Origin of the sequence: Staphylococcus sp. HMSC36A10 (genome assembly GCF_001838845.1) — a bacterium.
GTDB classification, from domain to species: domain Bacteria; phylum Bacillota; class Bacilli; order Staphylococcales; family Staphylococcaceae; genus Staphylococcus; species Staphylococcus aureus.
This window is the reverse complement of the sequence record NZ_KV839071.1, coordinates 16,093-34,827: the sequence shown is the minus strand read 5'-3', so window position 1 is coordinate 34,827 and position 18,735 is coordinate 16,093. Positions and strand designations below refer to the sequence as shown.

Annotated in this window: 15 protein-coding genes; 11 read left to right on the top strand and 4 right to left on the bottom strand. The window is 33.6% G+C overall.

What is annotated here, in order from left to right; all coding sequences use genetic code 11:
* Positions 1-60: 60 nt before the first annotated feature.
* Positions 61-1,239, top strand: coding sequence for a phosphopentomutase (gene deoB, locus HMPREF3247_RS01705; RefSeq protein ID WP_000197806.1), 1,179 nt, complete (start codon positions 61-63; stop codon positions 1,237-1,239).
* 130 nt (positions 1,240-1,369) lie between these two features.
* Here deoB and phnE (HMPREF3247_RS01700) read toward each other — a convergent pair whose 3' ends face one another.
* From phnE (HMPREF3247_RS01700) to HMPREF3247_RS01685, 4 genes are all read right to left on the bottom strand, one after another.
* Positions 1,370-2,185: a phosphonate ABC transporter, permease protein PhnE gene (gene phnE, locus HMPREF3247_RS01700; protein WP_000193703.1), complete on the bottom strand. Its 816-nt coding sequence runs from the start codon at positions 2,183-2,185 to the stop codon at positions 1,370-1,372.
* The gene (gene phnE / locus HMPREF3247_RS01695) at positions 2,182-2,982 is read right to left on the bottom strand and encodes a phosphonate ABC transporter, permease protein PhnE (protein ID WP_001127863.1); all 801 of its coding nucleotides are present in this window, start codon (positions 2,980-2,982) and stop codon (positions 2,182-2,184) included. Before phnE (HMPREF3247_RS01695) ends, phnE (HMPREF3247_RS01700) begins: the two co-directional genes overlap by 4 nt.
* Position 2,983: 1 nt before the next feature.
* Positions 2,984-3,757 carry a phosphonate ABC transporter ATP-binding protein gene (gene phnC / locus HMPREF3247_RS01690; protein WP_000078095.1) on the bottom strand — a complete coding sequence of 258 codons (774 nt, stop codon included), beginning with the start codon at positions 3,755-3,757 and terminating at the stop codon, positions 2,984-2,986.
* 213 nt (positions 3,758-3,970) lie between these two features.
* A complete protein-coding gene (locus HMPREF3247_RS01685; RefSeq protein ID WP_000787672.1) occupies positions 3,971-4,927 on the bottom strand; it encodes a phosphate/phosphite/phosphonate ABC transporter substrate-binding protein in 957 nt (318 codons plus the stop codon).
* A gap of 228 nt (positions 4,928-5,155) precedes the next feature.
* Here HMPREF3247_RS01685 and HMPREF3247_RS01680 point away from each other — a divergent pair, with 228 nt between their 5' ends.
* The 10 genes from HMPREF3247_RS01680 (at position 5,156) to cap8E (ending at position 18,728) form a co-directional block, all read left to right on the top strand.
* Positions 5,156-6,700 (top strand): DNA-binding protein, encoded by a 1,545-nt coding sequence (locus HMPREF3247_RS01680; RefSeq protein WP_070866172.1) that lies wholly within the window; start codon positions 5,156-5,158, stop codon positions 6,698-6,700.
* 50 nt (positions 6,701-6,750) lie between these two features.
* Positions 6,751-8,286 (top strand): bifunctional metallophosphatase/5'-nucleotidase, encoded by a 1,536-nt coding sequence (locus tag HMPREF3247_RS01675; RefSeq protein WP_000065042.1) that lies wholly within the window; start codon positions 6,751-6,753, stop codon positions 8,284-8,286.
* A 156-nt stretch (positions 8,287-8,442) separates the two neighbouring features.
* Positions 8,443-9,210: a spr1630 family ClpXP-sensitive toxin gene (locus HMPREF3247_RS01670; RefSeq protein WP_000447780.1), complete on the top strand. Its 768-nt coding sequence runs from the start codon at positions 8,443-8,445 to the stop codon at positions 9,208-9,210.
* 5 nt (positions 9,211-9,215) lie between these two features.
* On the top strand, positions 9,216-10,391 hold the full coding sequence (locus HMPREF3247_RS01665) for a spr1629 family repressor/antitoxin (protein ID WP_000469832.1): 1,176 nt from the start codon (positions 9,216-9,218) through the stop codon (positions 10,389-10,391).
* Positions 10,392-10,775: 384 nt separating this feature from the next.
* The gene (gene adhE / locus HMPREF3247_RS01660; RefSeq protein ID WP_000955772.1) at positions 10,776-13,385 is read left to right on the top strand and encodes a bifunctional acetaldehyde-CoA/alcohol dehydrogenase; all 2,610 of its coding nucleotides are present in this window, start codon (positions 10,776-10,778) and stop codon (positions 13,383-13,385) included.
* Positions 13,386-13,729: 344 nt separating this feature from the next.
* On the top strand, positions 13,730-14,398 hold the full coding sequence (gene capA, locus HMPREF3247_RS01655; protein WP_000446308.1) for a capsular polysaccharide type 5/8 biosynthesis protein CapA: 669 nt from the start codon (positions 13,730-13,732) through the stop codon (positions 14,396-14,398).
* Between the two features lie 15 nt (positions 14,399-14,413).
* Complete coding sequence (gene cap8B, locus HMPREF3247_RS01650; protein ID WP_000037332.1) at positions 14,414-15,100, top strand: type 8 capsular polysaccharide synthesis protein Cap8B; 687 nt, start codon at positions 14,414-14,416, stop codon at positions 15,098-15,100.
* A gap of 2 nt (positions 15,101-15,102) precedes the next feature.
* The gene (gene cap8C, locus HMPREF3247_RS01645) at positions 15,103-15,867 is read left to right on the top strand and encodes a type 8 capsular polysaccharide synthesis protein Cap8C (protein ID WP_000565297.1); all 765 of its coding nucleotides are present in this window, start codon (positions 15,103-15,105) and stop codon (positions 15,865-15,867) included.
* Positions 15,868-15,886: 19 nt separating this feature from the next.
* Positions 15,887-17,710, top strand: a complete 1,824-nt coding sequence (gene cap8D / locus HMPREF3247_RS01640; protein ID WP_000940798.1) for a type 8 capsular polysaccharide synthesis protein Cap8D — start codon at positions 15,887-15,889, stop codon at positions 17,708-17,710.
* Positions 17,700-18,728: a type 8 capsular polysaccharide synthesis protein Cap8E gene (gene cap8E, locus HMPREF3247_RS01635; RefSeq protein ID WP_000459062.1), complete on the top strand. Its 1,029-nt coding sequence runs from the start codon at positions 17,700-17,702 to the stop codon at positions 18,726-18,728. Before cap8D ends, cap8E begins: the two co-directional genes overlap by 11 nt.
* Positions 18,729-18,735 lie beyond the last annotated feature (7 nt).

Below are 18,735 nucleotides of genomic sequence, written 5' to 3'. Positions count from 1 at the left end.
ATGCAAGGTTTAGAAGCAGATTCAGATTACTAATATATATAAATTTTGGGAGTGATAGCTATGACAAGACCATTTAATCGTGTACATTTAATCGTAATGGATTCAGTAGGTATTGGTGAAGCGCCAGACGCAGCTGATTTTAAAGATGAAGGTTCACATACTTTAAGACATACCTTAGAAGGTTTCGATCAAACTTTACCAAACCTTGAAAAGTTAGGTCTAGGGAACATCGATAAATTACCAGTAGTAAATGCAGTTGAACAACCAGAAGCATACTATACTAAATTGAGTGAAGCTTCAGTTGGTAAAGATACAATGACTGGTCACTGGGAAATTATGGGATTAAATATTATGCAACCTTTTAAAGTATACCCTAATGGATTCCCTGAAGAGTTAATTCAACAAATTGAAGAAATGACAGGTCGTAAAGTTGTTGCTAACAAACCGGCATCGGGTACGCAAATTATCGATGAGTGGGGCGAGCACCAAATGAAAACTGGTGACTTAATTGTTTATACAAGTGCAGACCCAGTATTGCAAATTGCTGCACATGAAGACATTATCCCATTAGAAGAGTTATATGATATTTGTGAAAAGGTTCGTGAGTTGACAAAAGACCCTAAATATTTAATTGGTCGTATTATCGCACGTCCATATGTTGGTGAACCAGGAAATTTTACACGTACATCTAATCGACATGACTATGCGTTAAAACCATTTGGTAAAACTGTCTTAGATCATTTGAAAGACGGTGGTTATGATGTCATTGCCATCGGTAAAATTAATGACATTTATGATGGTGAAGGTGTAACAGAAGCGGTTCGTACGAAGAGTAACATGGACGGTATGGATCAATTGATGAAAATTGTTAAGAAAGATTTCACAGGTATTAGCTTCTTAAACTTAGTAGACTTTGATGCATTATACGGTCATCGTCGTGATAAACCAGGTTATGCACAAGCAATTAAAGATTTCGATGATCGCTTGCCAGAACTGTTTAGCAACTTAAAAGAAGACGATTTAGTAATTATTACAGCAGACCATGGTAATGACCCGACAGCGCCAGGTACGGACCATACGAGAGAATATATACCAGTAATTATGTACAGTCCGAAATTTAAAGGTGGTCATGCACTAGAAAGTGATACTACATTCAGTTCTATCGGTGCAACTATAGCAGATAATTTCAACGTAACATTACCAGAGTTCGGTAAAAGTTATTTAAAGGAATTAAAATAGAATAAATTTAGATATTATAAAAATAGCAGTGAAGTTAACTATAATAATAGTTTTCTTCACTGCTGTTTTTATTATAATAGAGAAACGTAAGACGGTAGGAACTCTTATTTAGGAGTATCCTGATTTAATGTTAAACAATACGTTTTCGGATTGAACCGGAAATTAAATCGACAATTGCGACCATTAGTACTAAACCGATTAATATAATACCTACACGGTCCCAAGAACGTGTTTGAATGGCAAATATGAGTGGTGTCCCGATACCACCAGCCCCAATTAGCCCCAGTATAGAAGCTGAACGTAAGTTTAGTTCAAAGCGATAAAGTATGAGTGATAGAAAGGCAGGCATAATTTGTGGTATGACTGCAAATACGAGTGTTTTAATCTTATTCGCACCACTGGCCTTTAATGATTCTACAGCACTGAAATCTAGACCTTCAATATCTTCAGCTAAAAGTTTCCCAAGCATACCTACGGAATGGATACCTAAAGCTAATACACCTGAAAATGAACCTGGGCCAACAGCTTTGATAAATATAAGTGCCATTACAATTTCTGGGAAGACACGTATAACACTTAAAATAAATTTGCTAACACCTGAAACTGGGCGTAGCTTTACCATATTATTTGCACCTAGAAATGCTAATGGAATACAGATAATTGCGGCGATGAAAGTACCTACAACGGCTATCGCAAAGGTTTCAAGTAAACCACGTAATAAGTCTTCGCCATCTGGTATATAGATATAGCTGATATCAGGATGGAATAATCCGCTGAATATGGATTTTAAGATTTCTAATGATTTACTTTTAAGTTCTAAACTTGGTACACCTGCAAATGCCCAGATGATAATAGCTAAGACGACAATTGCAATAAGCCATCTTTTAATCAATTTTCGTTTGTGTGCTTTTGTGTGAACATTATATTTTGCTATTTGCTGTGTCATGCGAGATGTGCCCTCACTTTCGTACTGATGTAATCAATGACGACGACGATAACTAAAGTAAATAAAATAATCGTTGCTGTTTTTGGATATTGAAATAAACCAAGTGTTTGATCATAAAACAATCCAATACCGCCAGCGCCGACTAATCCAAGAACAGCTGAAGCACGTATATTTACTTCAAATGCATATAATACGTATGACATAAATGACGATATGGCTTGTGGTACAACACCGAAAACAATCCATTTTATTTTATTAGCACCAACAGCCGTCATTGCTTCCATTGGACCTGGATCTATCGTTTCCAATGATTCATATAATAATTTTCCAATAATACAGATAGTTAAAATAAACAATGCTAATATCCCTGGAATTTGACCGATTCCAAATACCGCCACAAAGATTGCTGCTAATAGCAAATCCGGTATAGTACGAACTATATTTAAAATAAAACGCGAGGGTATTGAAATCCACTTTTGATGAACGATATTGCTAGCACATAATAACGCAATTGGTATTGAAACGATGCTACCTAATACTGTACTTACGATAGCCATTCGAATGGTATCTAACATTGGCGTTGTAATTTGTTGTAAATACTCGAAATCAGGTGGAATCATTTGTTTGAATAGATCACCTATTTGAGGTATTCCTATCATTAAATCTCCAAAATTAAACCCCGTATAAATGAAGCTCCAAATGATAAGCACGATGATTAACATGAAGGTAAAACTCGTTTTTAAAGAAACCTTTTTCTTTAAAAGGGAGTCATACTTTGTAGGTGTTTCTAAAGGCATGTTAGTTCACTCCTAGCTTTTCATCTTCTTTAATTGTACGTCCATATATTTCACTAAATACGTCATCTGTTGCTTCAGATGCAGGACCATCATAGACAACTTCACCATCACGTAAACCAATGATGCGTGTGCCATATTCTTTTGCCAAGTCAACAAAATGTAAATTAATTAAAATTGTAATGCCTAATTCTTGGTTGATTTTTCTTAAATCATCCATAACCTGTTTCGTTGTTAATGGGTCTAATGAAGCAACTGGTTCATCTGCAAGAATAATTTCGGATTCTTGGCATAGCGCACGTGCAATAGATATACGTTGTTGTTGGCCACCCGATAATTCATCAGAGCGTTGATTATATTTATCTAAGATATTGACGCGTTCTAGTGCATTCATTGCTTTAATTTTGTCTTCTTTTGGGAATAAACCTAATACCATTTTCCAAGTAGGGTGATAACCTACACGTCCACTTAGTACATTTCGTAATACACTTGACCGTTTAACTAAATTAAAATGTTGGAAAATCATACCTATATTTCGGCGCATTTCTAATAATGCTTTACCATGGGCTTTAGTGATTGATTTACCTTGGATGAAAATTTCACCTGACGTGATATCATGCAAACGATTTACAGATCTTAATAACGTGGATTTCCCAGCACCAGATAGTCCGACAATAACTGCAAATTCACCTTTTTCAATATTTAAGTTAATATTTTTCAAGCCTACATGACCGTTAGGATAGACTTTACTGACGTTTTTAAATTCGATTTGACTCATGTTTGACACCTTTCTTTAATAAAGAAAAGCCAAGGTAAACTGAAATATCATAGACATTGGGTTTCTGTGTACAAATGGTTTCAAATGTACAGCGACACCTTTCTATATCTGTTTCAGTTTAGCGCCTAGCTTTTCAATATTAATCTAGAATATATCTATTGAACGAAAGCTTTTAATACCAAATTCGCTAATGATTCATTTGTTAAATAATGATTATTTCATATCTTTAACTAACTTTTCGTACTCTCTTACAATGTCGAAATTTGAATCTTTCGTTTCTGTGTATCCTTCATGTGAATAAACTTCGCTAATAATTTTGTGACCTTCTTTTGATTTAGCAATGTCTATAAAAGCTTTTTTCAATTTTTCTTGAAAATCTTTATCCATATCTGGTCTTACAGAAATTGTGTCATTCGGAATAGCTTGTGTTAATTTTAAAATTCGTGTGTCTTTAAATACATTTGGTTGGTCTTTTTTCACAGTATTACGTGCATCGTTAAATACAGCCGCAGCATCTACATCTCCATTTAATAATGAGATAACTGCTTGGTCATGACCTTTAACATTCACAATTTTCATATCTTTAGTTGCATTAATACCTGCTTCGTTTTTTAACATCGCAAGTGGGAATGTATATCCAGCAGTTGATGTTACATCTTGTAAGGCAATTTTCTTACCTTTTAAATCTTTCAGGCTTTTAATTTTTGAGTCTTTTTTAACAAGAATTTCTGATTTATAACTATCTACAAGTTCTTTACTTGCTGAACCATCTTCTTTTACACCAAAACGTTGTGCTTGTAATAATAAATCAGCTGCTTTTTGATCATGTGCTAATGTGTATGCCGTTGGTGGTAAGAAACCAACATCAACTTTTTTAGACTTCATAGCTTCAACAATTGTATTGTAGTTAGTTGATACAGACACTTTAACTGGAATCCCTAATTCTTTAGATAGTAATTTTTCTAATGGTTTTGCTTTAGCCTCTAATGTTCCAGCATTTTGCGAAGGTACAAATTGTACTGTTAATTCTTTAGGTTTGTATCCTCCTGATTTAGAATCCGAATCATTACTAGCGTTCTTTTGATTATCTAAAGAACTTGAATTTCCACATGCTGCTGCAAAAACAATGACTGCTAACATTAATACAAATAAACACTTAAAATTTTTCATTTGATAACTGTCCCCTTCACATTCTTAATCGTGTAATATGTATGCAATGAAATTACACTTATAGCGTACCACATTTAAATACGAAAAAGTATTTTATAAAAATTAATTTTAATAACTTTCTTTAAGAGTTTGATAAGATTTTGTAAATTTTTCGTTAAATTGCTCATATGCAACGAATTTTTATCCTATAATTCAAGAACAAATTTATTTTAAAAGGAGCCTCACAAAATGAAAAAAATATATAAGTCATTAACTGTCTCTGCAATTGTTGCAACGGTATCATTAAGTACTTTACCGCAATCTTTAGCTATAACGCATGAATCGCAACCTACAAAGCAACAGCGAACGGTATTATTCGATCGTTCTCATGGTCAAACAGCTGGTGCTGCAGATTGGGTTAGTGATGGTGCATTTTCAGATTATGCGGATTCAATACAAAAACAAGGTTATGACGTTAAAGCTATTGATGGTCATTCGAACATAACAGAAGCAAGTTTGAAAAGTTCCAAAATATTTGTAATTCCTGAGGCTAACATTCCTTTCAAAGAATCAGAACAGGCAGCAATTGTTAAATATGTGAAACAAGGTGGCAATGTTGTCTTTATTTCAGATCATTACAATGCTGACCGAAATTTAAATCGTATTGATTCATCGGAGGCAATGAATGGTTATCGACGTGGAGCATATGAAGATATGTCGAAAGGTATGAATGCAGAAGAAAAAAGTTCTACTGCAATGCAAGGTGTGAAAAGTTCAGATTGGTTATCTACAAACTTTGGCGTACGTTTTCGATATAATGCACTAGGTGATTTAAATACGAGCAATATTGTTTCTTCAAAAGAAAGTTTCGGTATTACTGAAGGTGTGAAATCTGTCTCTATGCATGCCGGATCGACATTAGCAATTACTAATCCAGAGAAAGCAAAAGGTATTGTGTATACACCAGAACAATTGCCAGCGAAAAGTAAATGGTCACATGCTGTAGATCAAGGTATTTATAATGGGGGCGGTAAAGCAGAAGGCCCCTATGTAGCAATTTCTAAAGTTGGAAAAGGTAAAGCAGCATTTATCGGTGATTCATCACTTGTGGAAGATAGTTCGCCCAAATATGTAAGAGAAGATAATGGAGAAAAGAAGAAAACATATGATGGTTTTAAAGAACAAGACAACGGTAAGCTATTAAATAATATAACGGCTTGGATGTCTAAAGATAATGATGGGAAATCACTTAAGGCGAGTGGCCTAACATTAGATACAAAGACTAAGTTGCTTGATTTTGAACGACCAGAGCGTTCAACTGAGCCTGAAAAAGAGCCATGGTCACAACCGCCGAGTGGTTATAAATGGTATGATCCAACAACATTTAAAGCAGGTAGTTATGGCAGCGAAAAAGGCGCAGATCCTCAGCCAAACACACCAGATGATCATACACCACCAAATCAGAACGAAAAAGTAACATTTGATATCCCGCAAAATGTTTCTGTAAATGAGCCATTTGAAATGACAATACATTTAAAAGGATTTGAAGCAAATCAAACACTTGAAAATCTTAGAGTTGGTATTTACAAAGAAGGCGGACGTCAAATCGGACAATTTTCAAGTAAAGATAACGATTATAACCCGCCAGGTTACAGTACTTTGCCAACAGTTAAAGCAGATGAAAACGGAAATGCCACAATTAAGGTCAATGCTAAAGTACTTGAAAGTATGGAAGGTTCAAAGATCCGTTTAAAACTCGGTGACAAAACCTTGATTACAACAGACTTCAAATAAATATATAATAGAAATAAGAAAGATGTTTGTGATTGAAGGAGTGAGTGAGGATGTCAAACATAGCATTTTATGTCGTGAGTGACGTACATGGTTATATTTTCCCAACAGATTTTACGAGTAGAAATCAATATCAACCTATGGGATTGTTACTAGCGAATCATGTTATAGAACAAGACAGAAGGCAGTATGACCAAAGTTTTAAAATAGATAATGGTGATTTTTTGCAAGGGTCACCATTTTGTAATTACTTAATCGCGCATAGCGGCAGTAGCCAGCCTTTAGTTGATTTTTATAATCGAATGGCATTCGACTTTGGTACGCTTGGTAATCATGAATTTAATTATGGATTACCATACTTAAAAGACACTTTACGCAGACTCAATTATCCAGTTTTGTGCGCTAATATTTATGAAAATGATAGTACATTGACTGATAACGGTGTGAAGTATTTTCAGGTTGGAGATCAAACGGTTGGTGTGATAGGTTTAACGACACAATTTATTCCCCATTGGGAACAACCAGAGCATATTCAGTCACTTACATTTCATAGTGCTTTTGAAACACTTCAACAACACTTACCTGAAATGAAGCGACATGCAGATATCATTGTGGTTTGTTACCATGGTGGATTTGAAAAGGATTTAGAAAGTGGTACGCCGACCGAAGTGTTAACGGGTGAAAATGAAGGATATGCCATGTTAGAAGCGTTTTCTAAAGATATAGATATCTTTATTACGGGTCACCAACATCGACAAATTGCTGAAAGGTTTAAGCAAACGGCTGTGATTCAACCTGGTACGAGAGGAACAACTGTAGGCAAAGTAGTCTTGAGTACTGATGAATATGAAAATCTATCCGTTGAATCATGTGAATTACTTCCTGTTATAGATGATTCCACATTTACTATTGATGAAGATGACCAACATTTACGAAAGCAGTTAGAGGACTGGTTAGATTACGAAATTACTACATTGCCATATGATATGACGATTAATCATGCATTTGAGGCACGTGTGGCACCGCATCCTTTTACAAATTTTATGAATTACGCTTTATTAGAAAAAAGTGACGCAGATGTTGCCTGTACAGCTTTGTTTGATTCTGCTAGTGGTTTCAAGCAAGTCGTGACGATGCGAGATGTTATTAACAATTACCCATTTCCAAATACATTTAAAGTTTTAGCTGTAAGTGGTGACAAACTTAAAGAAGCCATTGAACGATCAGCAGAATATTTTGACGTGAAAAATGATGAAGTAAGTGTGAGCGCAGACTTCCTTGAACCCAAACCACAACACTTTAATTATGATATATATGGTGGCGTAAGTTATACCATTCATGTTGGCAGACCAAAGGGACAACGTGTGAGCAATATGATGATTCAAGGTCACGCAGTTGATTTAAAGCAGACATATACAATTTGTGTAAATAATTATCGTGCAGTTGGCGGTGGTCAGTATGATATGTATATCGACGCGCCAGTTGTAAAAGATATTCAAGTTGAAGGCGCACAATTACTTATTGATTTTTTATCAAATAATAATTTGATGCGCATCCCGCAAGTTGTTGATTTTAAAGTTGAAAAGTGACGGATATATGTAAAACTTACTTGATTTTAATCGGGTAAGTTTTTGTTTTTGTTTAAACTAATCACTCTTAAAAACCAATATACTTTAAGAAAAATGTTGATTTTACAAAAAATAAGGCTTGTATTTTATATAACTTAATATTAGGAAGTGATTAATTTGGAAACAATTAAACAAGAAGTAAGAGAATCTATTGTTAAAGGAATTATCGCGGGATATAAGGACTATGTTAATGAGAGAAATGAAGTCAAGAAACGTATGGTGATTAGTGATGCCTATGTGTACACCAAATCTAATCATATTGAAAATCAAGTTGCTAAGCATTTGGAAAATTTTGTTAAGTATATTAAAGAAAATGCTGGACCATCATGGAAGTATTTAAAGTTTATATTTAATAAAGATGAAGAGAAAAATAATATCATGTTTATATTGAAAAATGAAGATTACTTTGATGAAAAAAATGTAAGCGTAGGGAAGAGTTTAGTTGCTGATAAAAATCCAAAAAGTAAAAACTACCTAGAGGTACTTATGGCTAAGAATAGGGACATTAATTTTGGTACTGTTGGAGAAGATTTTGAAATTGGGCATCAAATGACTGCAGATAGTATATTATTTAATATAAAAGAAGGCAGTAATAGAGATATTAATTCTTATTTTTTAATTATTACATATCGTATTGATAAAGAATCAAAGCAATTAGCTGCAATCAAACAATGGTTACCAAATCCAGAAACAAATTCTGCAATTATGGTTGATGATTTGACAGAGTTAATAGAAAAAGTAATAGTAGAAAGAGAAGATTATCATATTGACGAAGAAGAGTTAGAAGTACTTAAAAACGATGGAGAGTTAGAACTCATAGATGTGGAACATGCATTTGGTATCAGTATCGATGAAGGTAACGATATGATTGAAAGTGAAAGGTGAAGTTAATGTTTATTGGCAAGAATTTAGAATACGTGAGAAAGCTTAATGCTCTAAGTAGAAAAGAATTATCAGAAAAAATAAATGTGAGTGAACAAGCAATTTGGCAATATGAAACAAAAAATATGATGCCAGAAATTAGTAAAATTTATGATATGACATCTATTTTTAATGTTAAATCTAGCTACTTTATTAGCGAGCAGCCCGAAGAGCTCCTAATAAATTCTGTCGATAAACATAGTATAGCTTTTAGAGCAAAAAATTATAAAGTATCTACGAAACTATTAAATAAGCAATATTATCAAGCAATGTATTTATCTAATTTAACTAGCTACTTATTTTCTTTTGTAACGATACCGGATAATATTATTTTATCTTTAATAAATAATTTAGATGAATTGTTGAATGGCAATTTAGAATCACTAAATAAAAAAGAAAGCATAAAAGAAATTGCTAAAGTTGTGAGGGCTAAAATTCTTCAAGATGAAAGCAACGAAGCACTATTATTTATGCTTGAAAAAGCGGGTATAGTTATATACGAAAAGCGAATTAATGATAGCATAGACGCATATAGTTTTTGGAGTAAAGATCAGACACCTTTTATTATACTGGGTACAAATAAGGGGGTAGCAGTTAGAAGGAATTTTGATCTTGCACATGAGCTGGGACATCTCGTTCTACATCGTCATATTCAATTCGACTTATTATCTCCTGAAGAATATAAGACAATTGAACATGAGGCAGATATTTTCGCCTCTGAATTTTTACTACCTGAAGAAGCGTTTAAAAAAGACTTTGATCAAATGACCAAAAAATCAAATCCTGACTATTTAGCTGTATTGAAAGAAAAATGGTATGTTTCTATACAAGCAATTGCAATGAGAGCGTATTATCTAGGCCTAATGTCTAGTACTCAGTACAGATATTTTTGGGCATCATTAAATAAAAAAGGCTATAAAAGTAAAGAGCCTTTAGACGACGTGATTGAAATGTCACGTCCTGTCAAAATGAATAGTTTATTAAAGTTGTATTTTGATAGAAATATACTGACACCACAAAAATTATTGAATTATTTAAAAGTCGATGAAACATTTTTGAATCATCTAGCAGGTATTAATTTAAAACTCTTTAAGGATTATGTTAATGAAAATAGAGAATATAATATAACGAATCTATATAAATAAGGCACCAATACTTAAACCTCGAGCTGAAAAGATCATCATTTCAGTTCGAGGTTTTTTGTGTAACATCTGTTGATAGGCAGCGACAAGGATCTTTTAATGTTGTGTTTTGTGCGATATAACAAGCTTTTTAGGCTATTAAAGAATATTCAGAATTAAATATATAATTATGAATAAATTATGTCATTGAAAAAATTATGATTATAAAATCATTCTAAAAACACCGAAATAACAATGATTTCATGAAAACATTTATTTTAAAATTTGATATTTGTTCAAATAATATTCGAAATTAAACTTTTTTGTATAGAATTTTCTTTATATCCTGAGAGACATGTACTATAATGTTTGTGAAATAATTCACAAAGTATAAAGGAGTGGTTGTATATGTTAACTATACCTGAAAAAGAAAATCGTGGATCGAAAGAACAAGAAGTGGCAATTATGATTGATGCTCTAGCTGACAAAGGGAAAAAAGCATTAGAAGCATTATCTAAAAAGTCACAAGAAGAAATTGATCATATTGTTCATCAAATGAGCTTAGCAGCTGTTGATCAACATATGGTGCTAGCAAAATTAGCACATGAAGAAACTGGAAGAGGTATATACGAAGATAAAGCGATTAAAAATTTATACGCTTCTGAATATATATGGAATTCAATAAAAGACAATAAGACAGTAGGGATTATTGGTGAAGATAAAGAAAAAGGATTAACGTATGTAGCGGAACCAATTGGTGTTATTTGTGGTGTTACGCCAACAACAAATCCTACGTCGACAACTATTTTTAAAGCGATGATTGCAATTAAGACAGGAAATCCAATCATTTTTGCATTCCATCCAAGTGCACAAGAATCGTCGAAGCGTGCAGCAGAAGTTGTATTAGAAGCGGCAATGAAGGCAGGTGCACCTAAAGATATTATTCAGTGGATTGAAGTGCCTTCTATCGAAGCAACAAAACAATTAATGAATCACAAAGGTATTGCATTAGTTCTAGCAACAGGTGGTTCGGGCATGGTTAAGTCTGCATATTCAACTGGCAAACCGGCATTAGGTGTGGGACCAGGTAACGTGCCGTCTTACATTGAAAAAACAGCACACATTAAACGTGCAGTAAATGATATCATTGGTTCAAAAACATTTGATAATGGTATGATTTGTGCTTCTGAACAAGTTGTAGTCATTGATAAAGAAATTTATAAAGATGTTACTAATGAATTTAAAGCACATCAAGCATATTTTGTTAAAAAAGATGAATTACAACGCTTAGAAAATGCAATTATGAATGAACAAAAAACAGGTATTAAGCCCGATATTGTCGGTAAATCTGCAGTTGAAATAGCTGAATTAGCAGGTATACCTGTCCTCGAAAATACAAAACTTATCATAGCCGAAATTAGCGGTGTAGGTTCAGACTATCCGTTATCTCGTGAAAAATTATCTCCAGTATTAGCCTTAGTAAAAGCCCAATCTACAAAACAAGCATTTCAAATTTGTGAAGACACACTACATTTTGGTGGATTAGGACACACAGCCGTTATCCATACAGAAGATGAAACATTACAAAAAGATTTTGGACTAAGAATGAAAGCTTGTCGTGTACTTGTAAATACACCATCAGCGGTTGGAGGTATTGGTGATATGTATAACGAATTGATTCCGTCTTTAACATTAGGTTGTGGTTCGTACGGTAGAAACTCAATTTCACATAATGTTAGTGCGACAGATTTATTAAACATTAAAACGATTGCTAAACGACGTAATAATACTCAAATTTTCAAGGTGCCTGCTCAAATTTATTTTGAAGAAAATGCAATCATGAGTCTAACAACAATGGACAAGATTGAAAAAGTGATGATTGTCTGTGACCCTGGTATGGTAGAATTCGGTTATACAAAAACAGTTGAGAATGTATTAAGACAAAGAACGGAACAGCCTCAAATTAAAATATTTAGCGAAGTCGAACCGAACCCATCAACTAATACAGTATATAAAGGTCTGGAAATGATGGTTGATTTCCAACCGGATACAATCATTGCACTTGGTGGTGGTTCAGCGATGGATGCTGCAAAAGCAATGTGGATGTTCTTTGAACACCCTGAGACATCATTCTTCGGTGCTAAACAAAAGTTCCTAGACATCGGTAAACGTACTTATAAAATAGGCATGCCTGAAAATGCGACGTTCATTTGTATCCCTACGACATCAGGTACAGGTTCAGAAGTAACACCATTTGCAGTTATCACAGATAGTGAAACAAATGTAAAATATCCGTTGGCTGATTTTGCTTTAACACCTGATGTTGCAATTATTGACCCTCAATTTGTGATGAGTGTGCCAAAAAGCGTTACAGCAGATACAGGAATGGATGTACTAACGCATGCAATGGAATCATATGTATCTGTAATGGCTTCAGACTACACAAGAGGTTTGAGTCTACAAGCGATTAAATTGACGTTCGAATATTTAAAATCATCTGTTGAAAAGGGTGATAAAGTTTCAAGAGAGAAAATGCATAACGCATCAACTTTGGCTGGTATGGCATTTGCAAATGCATTCTTAGGCATTGCACACTCAATTGCACATAAAATTGGTGGCGAATATGGTATTCCGCATGGTAGAGCGAATGCGATATTACTACCGCATATTATCCGTTATAATGCCAAAGACCCGCAAAAACATGCATTATTCCCTAAATATGAGTTCTTCAGAGCAGATACAGATTATGCAGATATTGCCAAATTCTTAGGATTAAAAGGTAATACGACAGAAGCACTCGTAGAATCATTAGCTAAAGCTGTCTACGAATTAGGTCAATCAGTCGGAATTGAAATGAATTTGAAATCACAAGGTGTGTCTGAAGAAGAATTAAATGAATCAATTGATAGAATGGCAGAGCTCGCATTTGAAGATCAATGTACAACTGCTAATCCTAAAGAAGCACTAATCAGTGAAATCAAAGATATCATTCAAACATCATATGATTATAAGCAATAATCTATCTGATAATAATCATATAACTCACCTGAAATTACAAAAGTAAAAAATGCCACATAAACTTTAAGTCGATAATCATTATACGGTTATCGGCTTTTATTTATTGCCAAATCTACAGAGAGATACAAACTAGACAATCATTTTTTTAAATAAAGAAAATATTAAGATTGATACTCATTTCACAAACTATTACTACTTTAGAGTATAATTATTTTTAATTTCATATAAATGAAAAGTCGAAAATAATGCGTTTTAAAAGTAATTAATTGTTTAAACGATATGTAATATATAAATACTATATATATAATACCAATTTTAATGAAAATTTTTAAGGGAGGTAAATAATGGAAAGTACATTAGAATTAACAAAAATTAAAGAAGTATTACAAAAAAACTTGAAAATTTTAATTATTTTACCGCTATTATTTTTAATCATTAGCGTGATTGTAACGTTTTTTGTCTTATCACCTAAATATCAAGCTAATACTCAAATTTTAGTGAATCAAACTAAGGGTGACAATCCTCAGTTTATGGCACAAGAGGTTCAAAGTAATATTCAACTTGTAAATACGTATAAAGAAATTGTTAAAAGTCCGAGAATTTTAGATGAAGTGTCAAAAGACTTGAATCACAAGTATTCACCATCTAAATTGTCGAGCATGTTGACAATTACGAATCAAGAAAATACACAACTTATCAACATCCAAGTTAAAAGTGGTCATAAGGAAGATTCGGAAAAAATTGCGAATAGCTTCGCTAAAGTTACAAGTAAACAAATTCCGAAGATTATGAGTGTGGATAACGTATCAATTTTATCTAAAGCAGACGGTACAGCAGTTAAAGTCGCACCAAAAACTGTAGTGAATCTAATCGGTGCATTCTTTTTAGGATTAGTTGTCGCGCTTATATATATCTTCTTCAAAGTAATTTTCGATAAGCGAATTAAAGATGAAGAAGATGTAGAGAAAGAATTAGGATTGCCTGTATTGGGTTCAATTCAAAAATTTAATTAAGGATGGTTGCTACTTATGTCAAAAAAGGAAAATACGACAACAACACTATTTGTGTATGAAAAACCAAAATCAACAATTAGTGAAAAGTTTCGAGGTATACGTTCAAACATCATGTTTTCAAAAGCAAATGGTGAAGTAAAGCGCTTATTGGTTACTTCTGAAAAGCCTGGTGCAGGTAAAAGTACAGTTGTATCGAATGTAGCGATTACTTATGCACAAGCAGGCTATAAGACATTAGTTATTGATGGTGATATGCGTAAGCCAACACAAAACTATATTTTTAATGAGCAAAATAATAATGGACTATCAAGCTTAATCATTGGTCGAACGACTATGTCAGAAGCAATTACGTCGACAGAAATTGAAAATTTAGATTTGCTAACAGCTGGCCCTGTACCTCCAAATCCATCTGAGTTAATTGGGTCTGAAAGGTTCAAAGAATTAGTTGATCTGTTTAATAAACGTTACGACATTATTATTGTCGATACACCGCCAGTTAATACTGTGACTGATGCACAACTATATGCGCGTGCTATTAAAGATAGTCTGTTAGTAATTGATAGTGAAAAAAATGATAAAAATGAAGTTAAAAAAGCAAAAGCACTTATGGAAAAAGCAGGCAGTAACATTCTAGGTGTCATTTTGAACAAGACAAAGGTCGATAAATCTTCTAGTTATTATCACTATTATGGAGATGAATAAGTATGATTGATATTCACAACCATATATTGCCTAATATAGATGACGGTCCGACAAATGAAACAGAGATGCTGGATCTTTTAAAACAAGCGACAACTCAAGGTGTTACAGAAATCATTGTAACATCACATCACTTACATCCTCGATATACCACACCTATAGAAAAAGTGAAATCATGTTTAAACCATATTGAAAGCTTAGAGGAAGTACAAGCACTAAATCTAAAGTTTTATTATGGTCAGGAAATAAGAATTACCGATCAAATCCTTAATGATATTGATCGAAAAGTTATTACCGGTATTAATGATTCACGCTATTTACTAATAGAATTTCCATCAAATGAAGTTCCACACTATACTGATCAATTATTTTTCGAATTACAGAGTAAAGGCTTTGTACCGATTATTGCACATCCAGAGCGGAATAAAGCAATAAGTCAAAACCTTGACATACTATACGATTTAATTAACAAAGGTGCTTTAAGTCAAGTGACAACGGCGTCATTAGCGGGTATTTCCGGTAGAAAAATTAGAAAATTAGCAATTCAAATGATTGAAAACAATCTGACACATTTCATCGGTTCAGATGCGCATAACACAGAAATCAGACCGTTCTTAATGAAAGACTTATTTAATGATAAGAAATTACGTGATTATTATGAAGATATGAACGGATTTATTAGTAATGCGAAGTTAGTTGTTGATGATAAAAAAATTCCTAAACGAATGCCACAACAAGATTATAAACAGAAAAGATGGTTTGGGTTATAAACAGCAAATGAGGGGTTTTATGGCACATTTATCTGTGAAATTGCGGCTTTTAATACTAGTATTAATCGATTCACTGATAGTGACATTTTCAGTATTCGTAAGTTATTACATTTTAGAACCGTATTTCAAAACATATTCTGTCAAATTATTAATATTGGCAGCTATATCACTATTCATATCGCATCATATTTCAGCATTTATTTTTAATATGTATCATCGAGCGTGGGAATATGCCAGTGTGAGTGAATTGATTTTAATTGTTAAAGCTGTGACGACATCTATCGTTATTACGATGGTGGTCGTGACAATTGTTACAGGCAATAGACCGTTTTTTAGATTGTATTTAATTACTTGGATGATGCACTTGATTTTAATAGGTGGCTCAAGGTTATTTTGGCGTATTTATCGGAAATACCTTGGAGGTAAGTCATTTAATAAGAAGCCAACTTTAGTTGTTGGTGCTGGTCAAGCAGGTTCAATGCTGATTAGACAAATGTTGAAAAGTGACGAAATGAAACTTGAACCGGTATTAGCAGTCGATGATGACGAACATAAACGCAATATCACAATTACTGAGGGTGTAAAAGTCCAAGGTAAAATTGCGGATATTCCAGAACTAGTGAGGAAATATAAGATTAAAAAAATCATCATTGCAATTCCAACTATTGGTCAAGAGCGTTTGAAAGAAATTAATAATATTTGCCATATGGATGGCGTTGAGTTATTGAAAATGCCAAATATAGAAGACGTCATGTCTGGTGAGTTAGAAGTGAACCAACTTAAAAAAGTTGAAGTAGAAGATTTACTAGGCAGAGATCCTGTTGAATTAGATATGGATATGATATCAAATGAATTGACGAATAAAACTATTTTAGTTACGGGTGCAGGTGGTTCAATAGGATCAGAAATTTGTAGACAAGTTTGTAATTTCTATCCAGAACGTATTATTCTACTTGGCCATGGTGAAAACAGTATTTATTTAATCAATCGCGAATTGCGAAATCGCTTCGGAAAAAATGTTGATATCGTTCCTATTATAGCGGATGTGCAAAATAGAGCGCGTATGTTTGAAATTATGGAAATGTATAAACCATACGCAGTTTATCATGCAGCAGCACACAAGCACGTGCCGTTAATGGAAGACAACCCTGAAGAAGCAGTACGTAATAATATTTTAGGTACGAAAAATACTGCTGAAGCTGCTAAAAATGCAGAGGTAAAGAAATTCGTTATGATTTCTACGGATAAAGCCGTTAATCCGCCTAATGTCATGGGCGCTTCAAAGCGAATTGCAGAAATGATTATTCAAAGTTTAAATGATGAAACGCATCGAACAAATTTTGTTGCAGTGAGATTTGGTAATGTACTTGGATCGAGAGGATCTGTGATTCCACTTTTCAAAAGTCAAATTGAAGAAGGTGGGCCAGTTACTGTGACACATCCTGAAATGACACGTTACTTTATGACAATTCCTGAAGCTTCTAGACTAGTTTTGCAGGCAGGGGCATTAGCAGAAGGTGGCGAAGTATTTGTGCTAGATATGGGAGAACCAGTGAAAATTGTAGATTTGGCACGTAATTTAATTAAGCTAAGTGGTAAAAAAGAAGACGACATACGCATTACTTATACAGGGATTAGACCCGGCGAAAAAATGTTTGAAGAGCTTATGAATAAAGATGAGGTTCATCCTGAACAAGTATTTGAAAAAATTTATCGTGGCAAAGTACAACATATGAAATGTAATGAAGTTGAAGCGATTATTCAAGACATCGTCAATGACTTTAGTAAAGAAAAAATTATTAACTATGCCAATGGCAAAAAGGGAGATAATTATGTTCGATGACAAAATTTTATTAATTACTGGGGGCACAGGATCATTCGGTAATGCTGTTATGAAACGGTTTTTAGATTCTAATATTAAAGAAATTCGTATTTTTTCACGCGATGAGAAAAAACAAGATGACATTCGAAAAAAATATAATAATTCAAAATTAAAGTTCTACATTGGTGATGTGCGTGATAGTCAAAGTGTAGAAACAGCAATGCGAGATGTTGATTATGTATTCCATGCAGCAGCTTTAAAACAAGTGCCGTCATGTGAATTCTTTCCAGTTGAGGCAGTGAAGACAAATATTATTGGTACAGAAAATGTCTTACAAAGTGCTATTCATCAAAATGTTAAAAAAGTCATATGTTTATCTACAGATAAGGCAGCGTATCCTATTAATGCTATGGGTATTTCAAAAGCAATGATGGAAAAAGTATTCGTAGCCAAATCAAGAAATATTCGTAGTGAACAAACGCTGATTTGTGGTACAAGATACGGTAATGTGATGGCTTCAAGAGGATCAGTAATACCTTTGTTTATCGACAAAATCAAAGCTGGAGAACCTTTAACGATTACAGATCCTGATATGACAAGATTTTTAATGAGCTTAGAAGATGCGGTAGAACTAGTTGTTCATGCATTTAAGCATGCAGAGACAGGAGATATTATGGTTCAAAAAGCACCAAGCTCAACGGTAGGGGATCTTGCGACCGCATTATTAGAATTGTTTGAAGCTGATAATGCAATTGAAATCATTGGTACGCGACATGGAGAGAAAAAAGCAGAAACATTGTTGACGAGAGAAGAATACGCACAATGTGAAGATATGGGTGATTATTTTAGAGTGCCGGCAGACTCCAGAGATTTAAATTATAGTAATTATGTTGAAACCGGTAACGAAAAGATTACGCAATCTTATGAATATAACTCCGATAATACACATATTTTAACGGTGGAAGAGATAAAAGAAAAACTTTTAACACTAGAATATGTTAGAAACGAATTGAATGATTATAAAGCTTCAATGAGATAGGAGAGAT

What these genes read in the sequence shown, in the direction of transcription:
- deoB (WP_000197806.1), top strand. Translation starts at nt 61, where the DNA reads ATGACAAGACCATTTAATCGTGTACATTTAATCGTAATGGATTCAGTA.
- phnE (WP_000193703.1), bottom strand. Translation starts at nt 2,185, where the DNA reads ATGACACAGCAAATAGCAAAATATAATGTTCACACAAAAGCACACAAA.
- phnE (WP_001127863.1), bottom strand. Translation starts at nt 2,982, where the DNA reads ATGCCTTTAGAAACACCTACAAAGTATGACTCCCTTTTAAAGAAAAAG.
- phnC (WP_000078095.1), bottom strand. Translation starts at nt 3,757, where the DNA reads ATGAGTCAAATCGAATTTAAAAACGTCAGTAAAGTCTATCCTAACGGT.
- HMPREF3247_RS01685 (WP_000787672.1), bottom strand. Translation starts at nt 4,927, where the DNA reads ATGAAAAATTTTAAGTGTTTATTTGTATTAATGTTAGCAGTCATTGTT.
- HMPREF3247_RS01680 (WP_070866172.1), top strand. Translation starts at nt 5,156, where the DNA reads ATGAAAAAAATATATAAGTCATTAACTGTCTCTGCAATTGTTGCAACG.
- HMPREF3247_RS01675 (WP_000065042.1), top strand. Translation starts at nt 6,751, where the DNA reads ATGTCAAACATAGCATTTTATGTCGTGAGTGACGTACATGGTTATATT.
- HMPREF3247_RS01665 (WP_000469832.1), top strand. Translation starts at nt 9,216, where the DNA reads ATGTTTATTGGCAAGAATTTAGAATACGTGAGAAAGCTTAATGCTCTA.
- adhE (WP_000955772.1), top strand. Translation starts at nt 10,776, where the DNA reads ATGTTAACTATACCTGAAAAAGAAAATCGTGGATCGAAAGAACAAGAA.
- capA (WP_000446308.1), top strand. Translation starts at nt 13,730, where the DNA reads ATGGAAAGTACATTAGAATTAACAAAAATTAAAGAAGTATTACAAAAA.
- cap8B (WP_000037332.1), top strand. Translation starts at nt 14,414, where the DNA reads ATGTCAAAAAAGGAAAATACGACAACAACACTATTTGTGTATGAAAAA.
- cap8C (WP_000565297.1), top strand. Translation starts at nt 15,103, where the DNA reads ATGATTGATATTCACAACCATATATTGCCTAATATAGATGACGGTCCG.
- cap8D (WP_000940798.1), top strand. Translation starts at nt 15,887, where the DNA reads ATGGCACATTTATCTGTGAAATTGCGGCTTTTAATACTAGTATTAATC.
- cap8E (WP_000459062.1), top strand. Translation starts at nt 17,700, where the DNA reads ATGTTCGATGACAAAATTTTATTAATTACTGGGGGCACAGGATCATTC.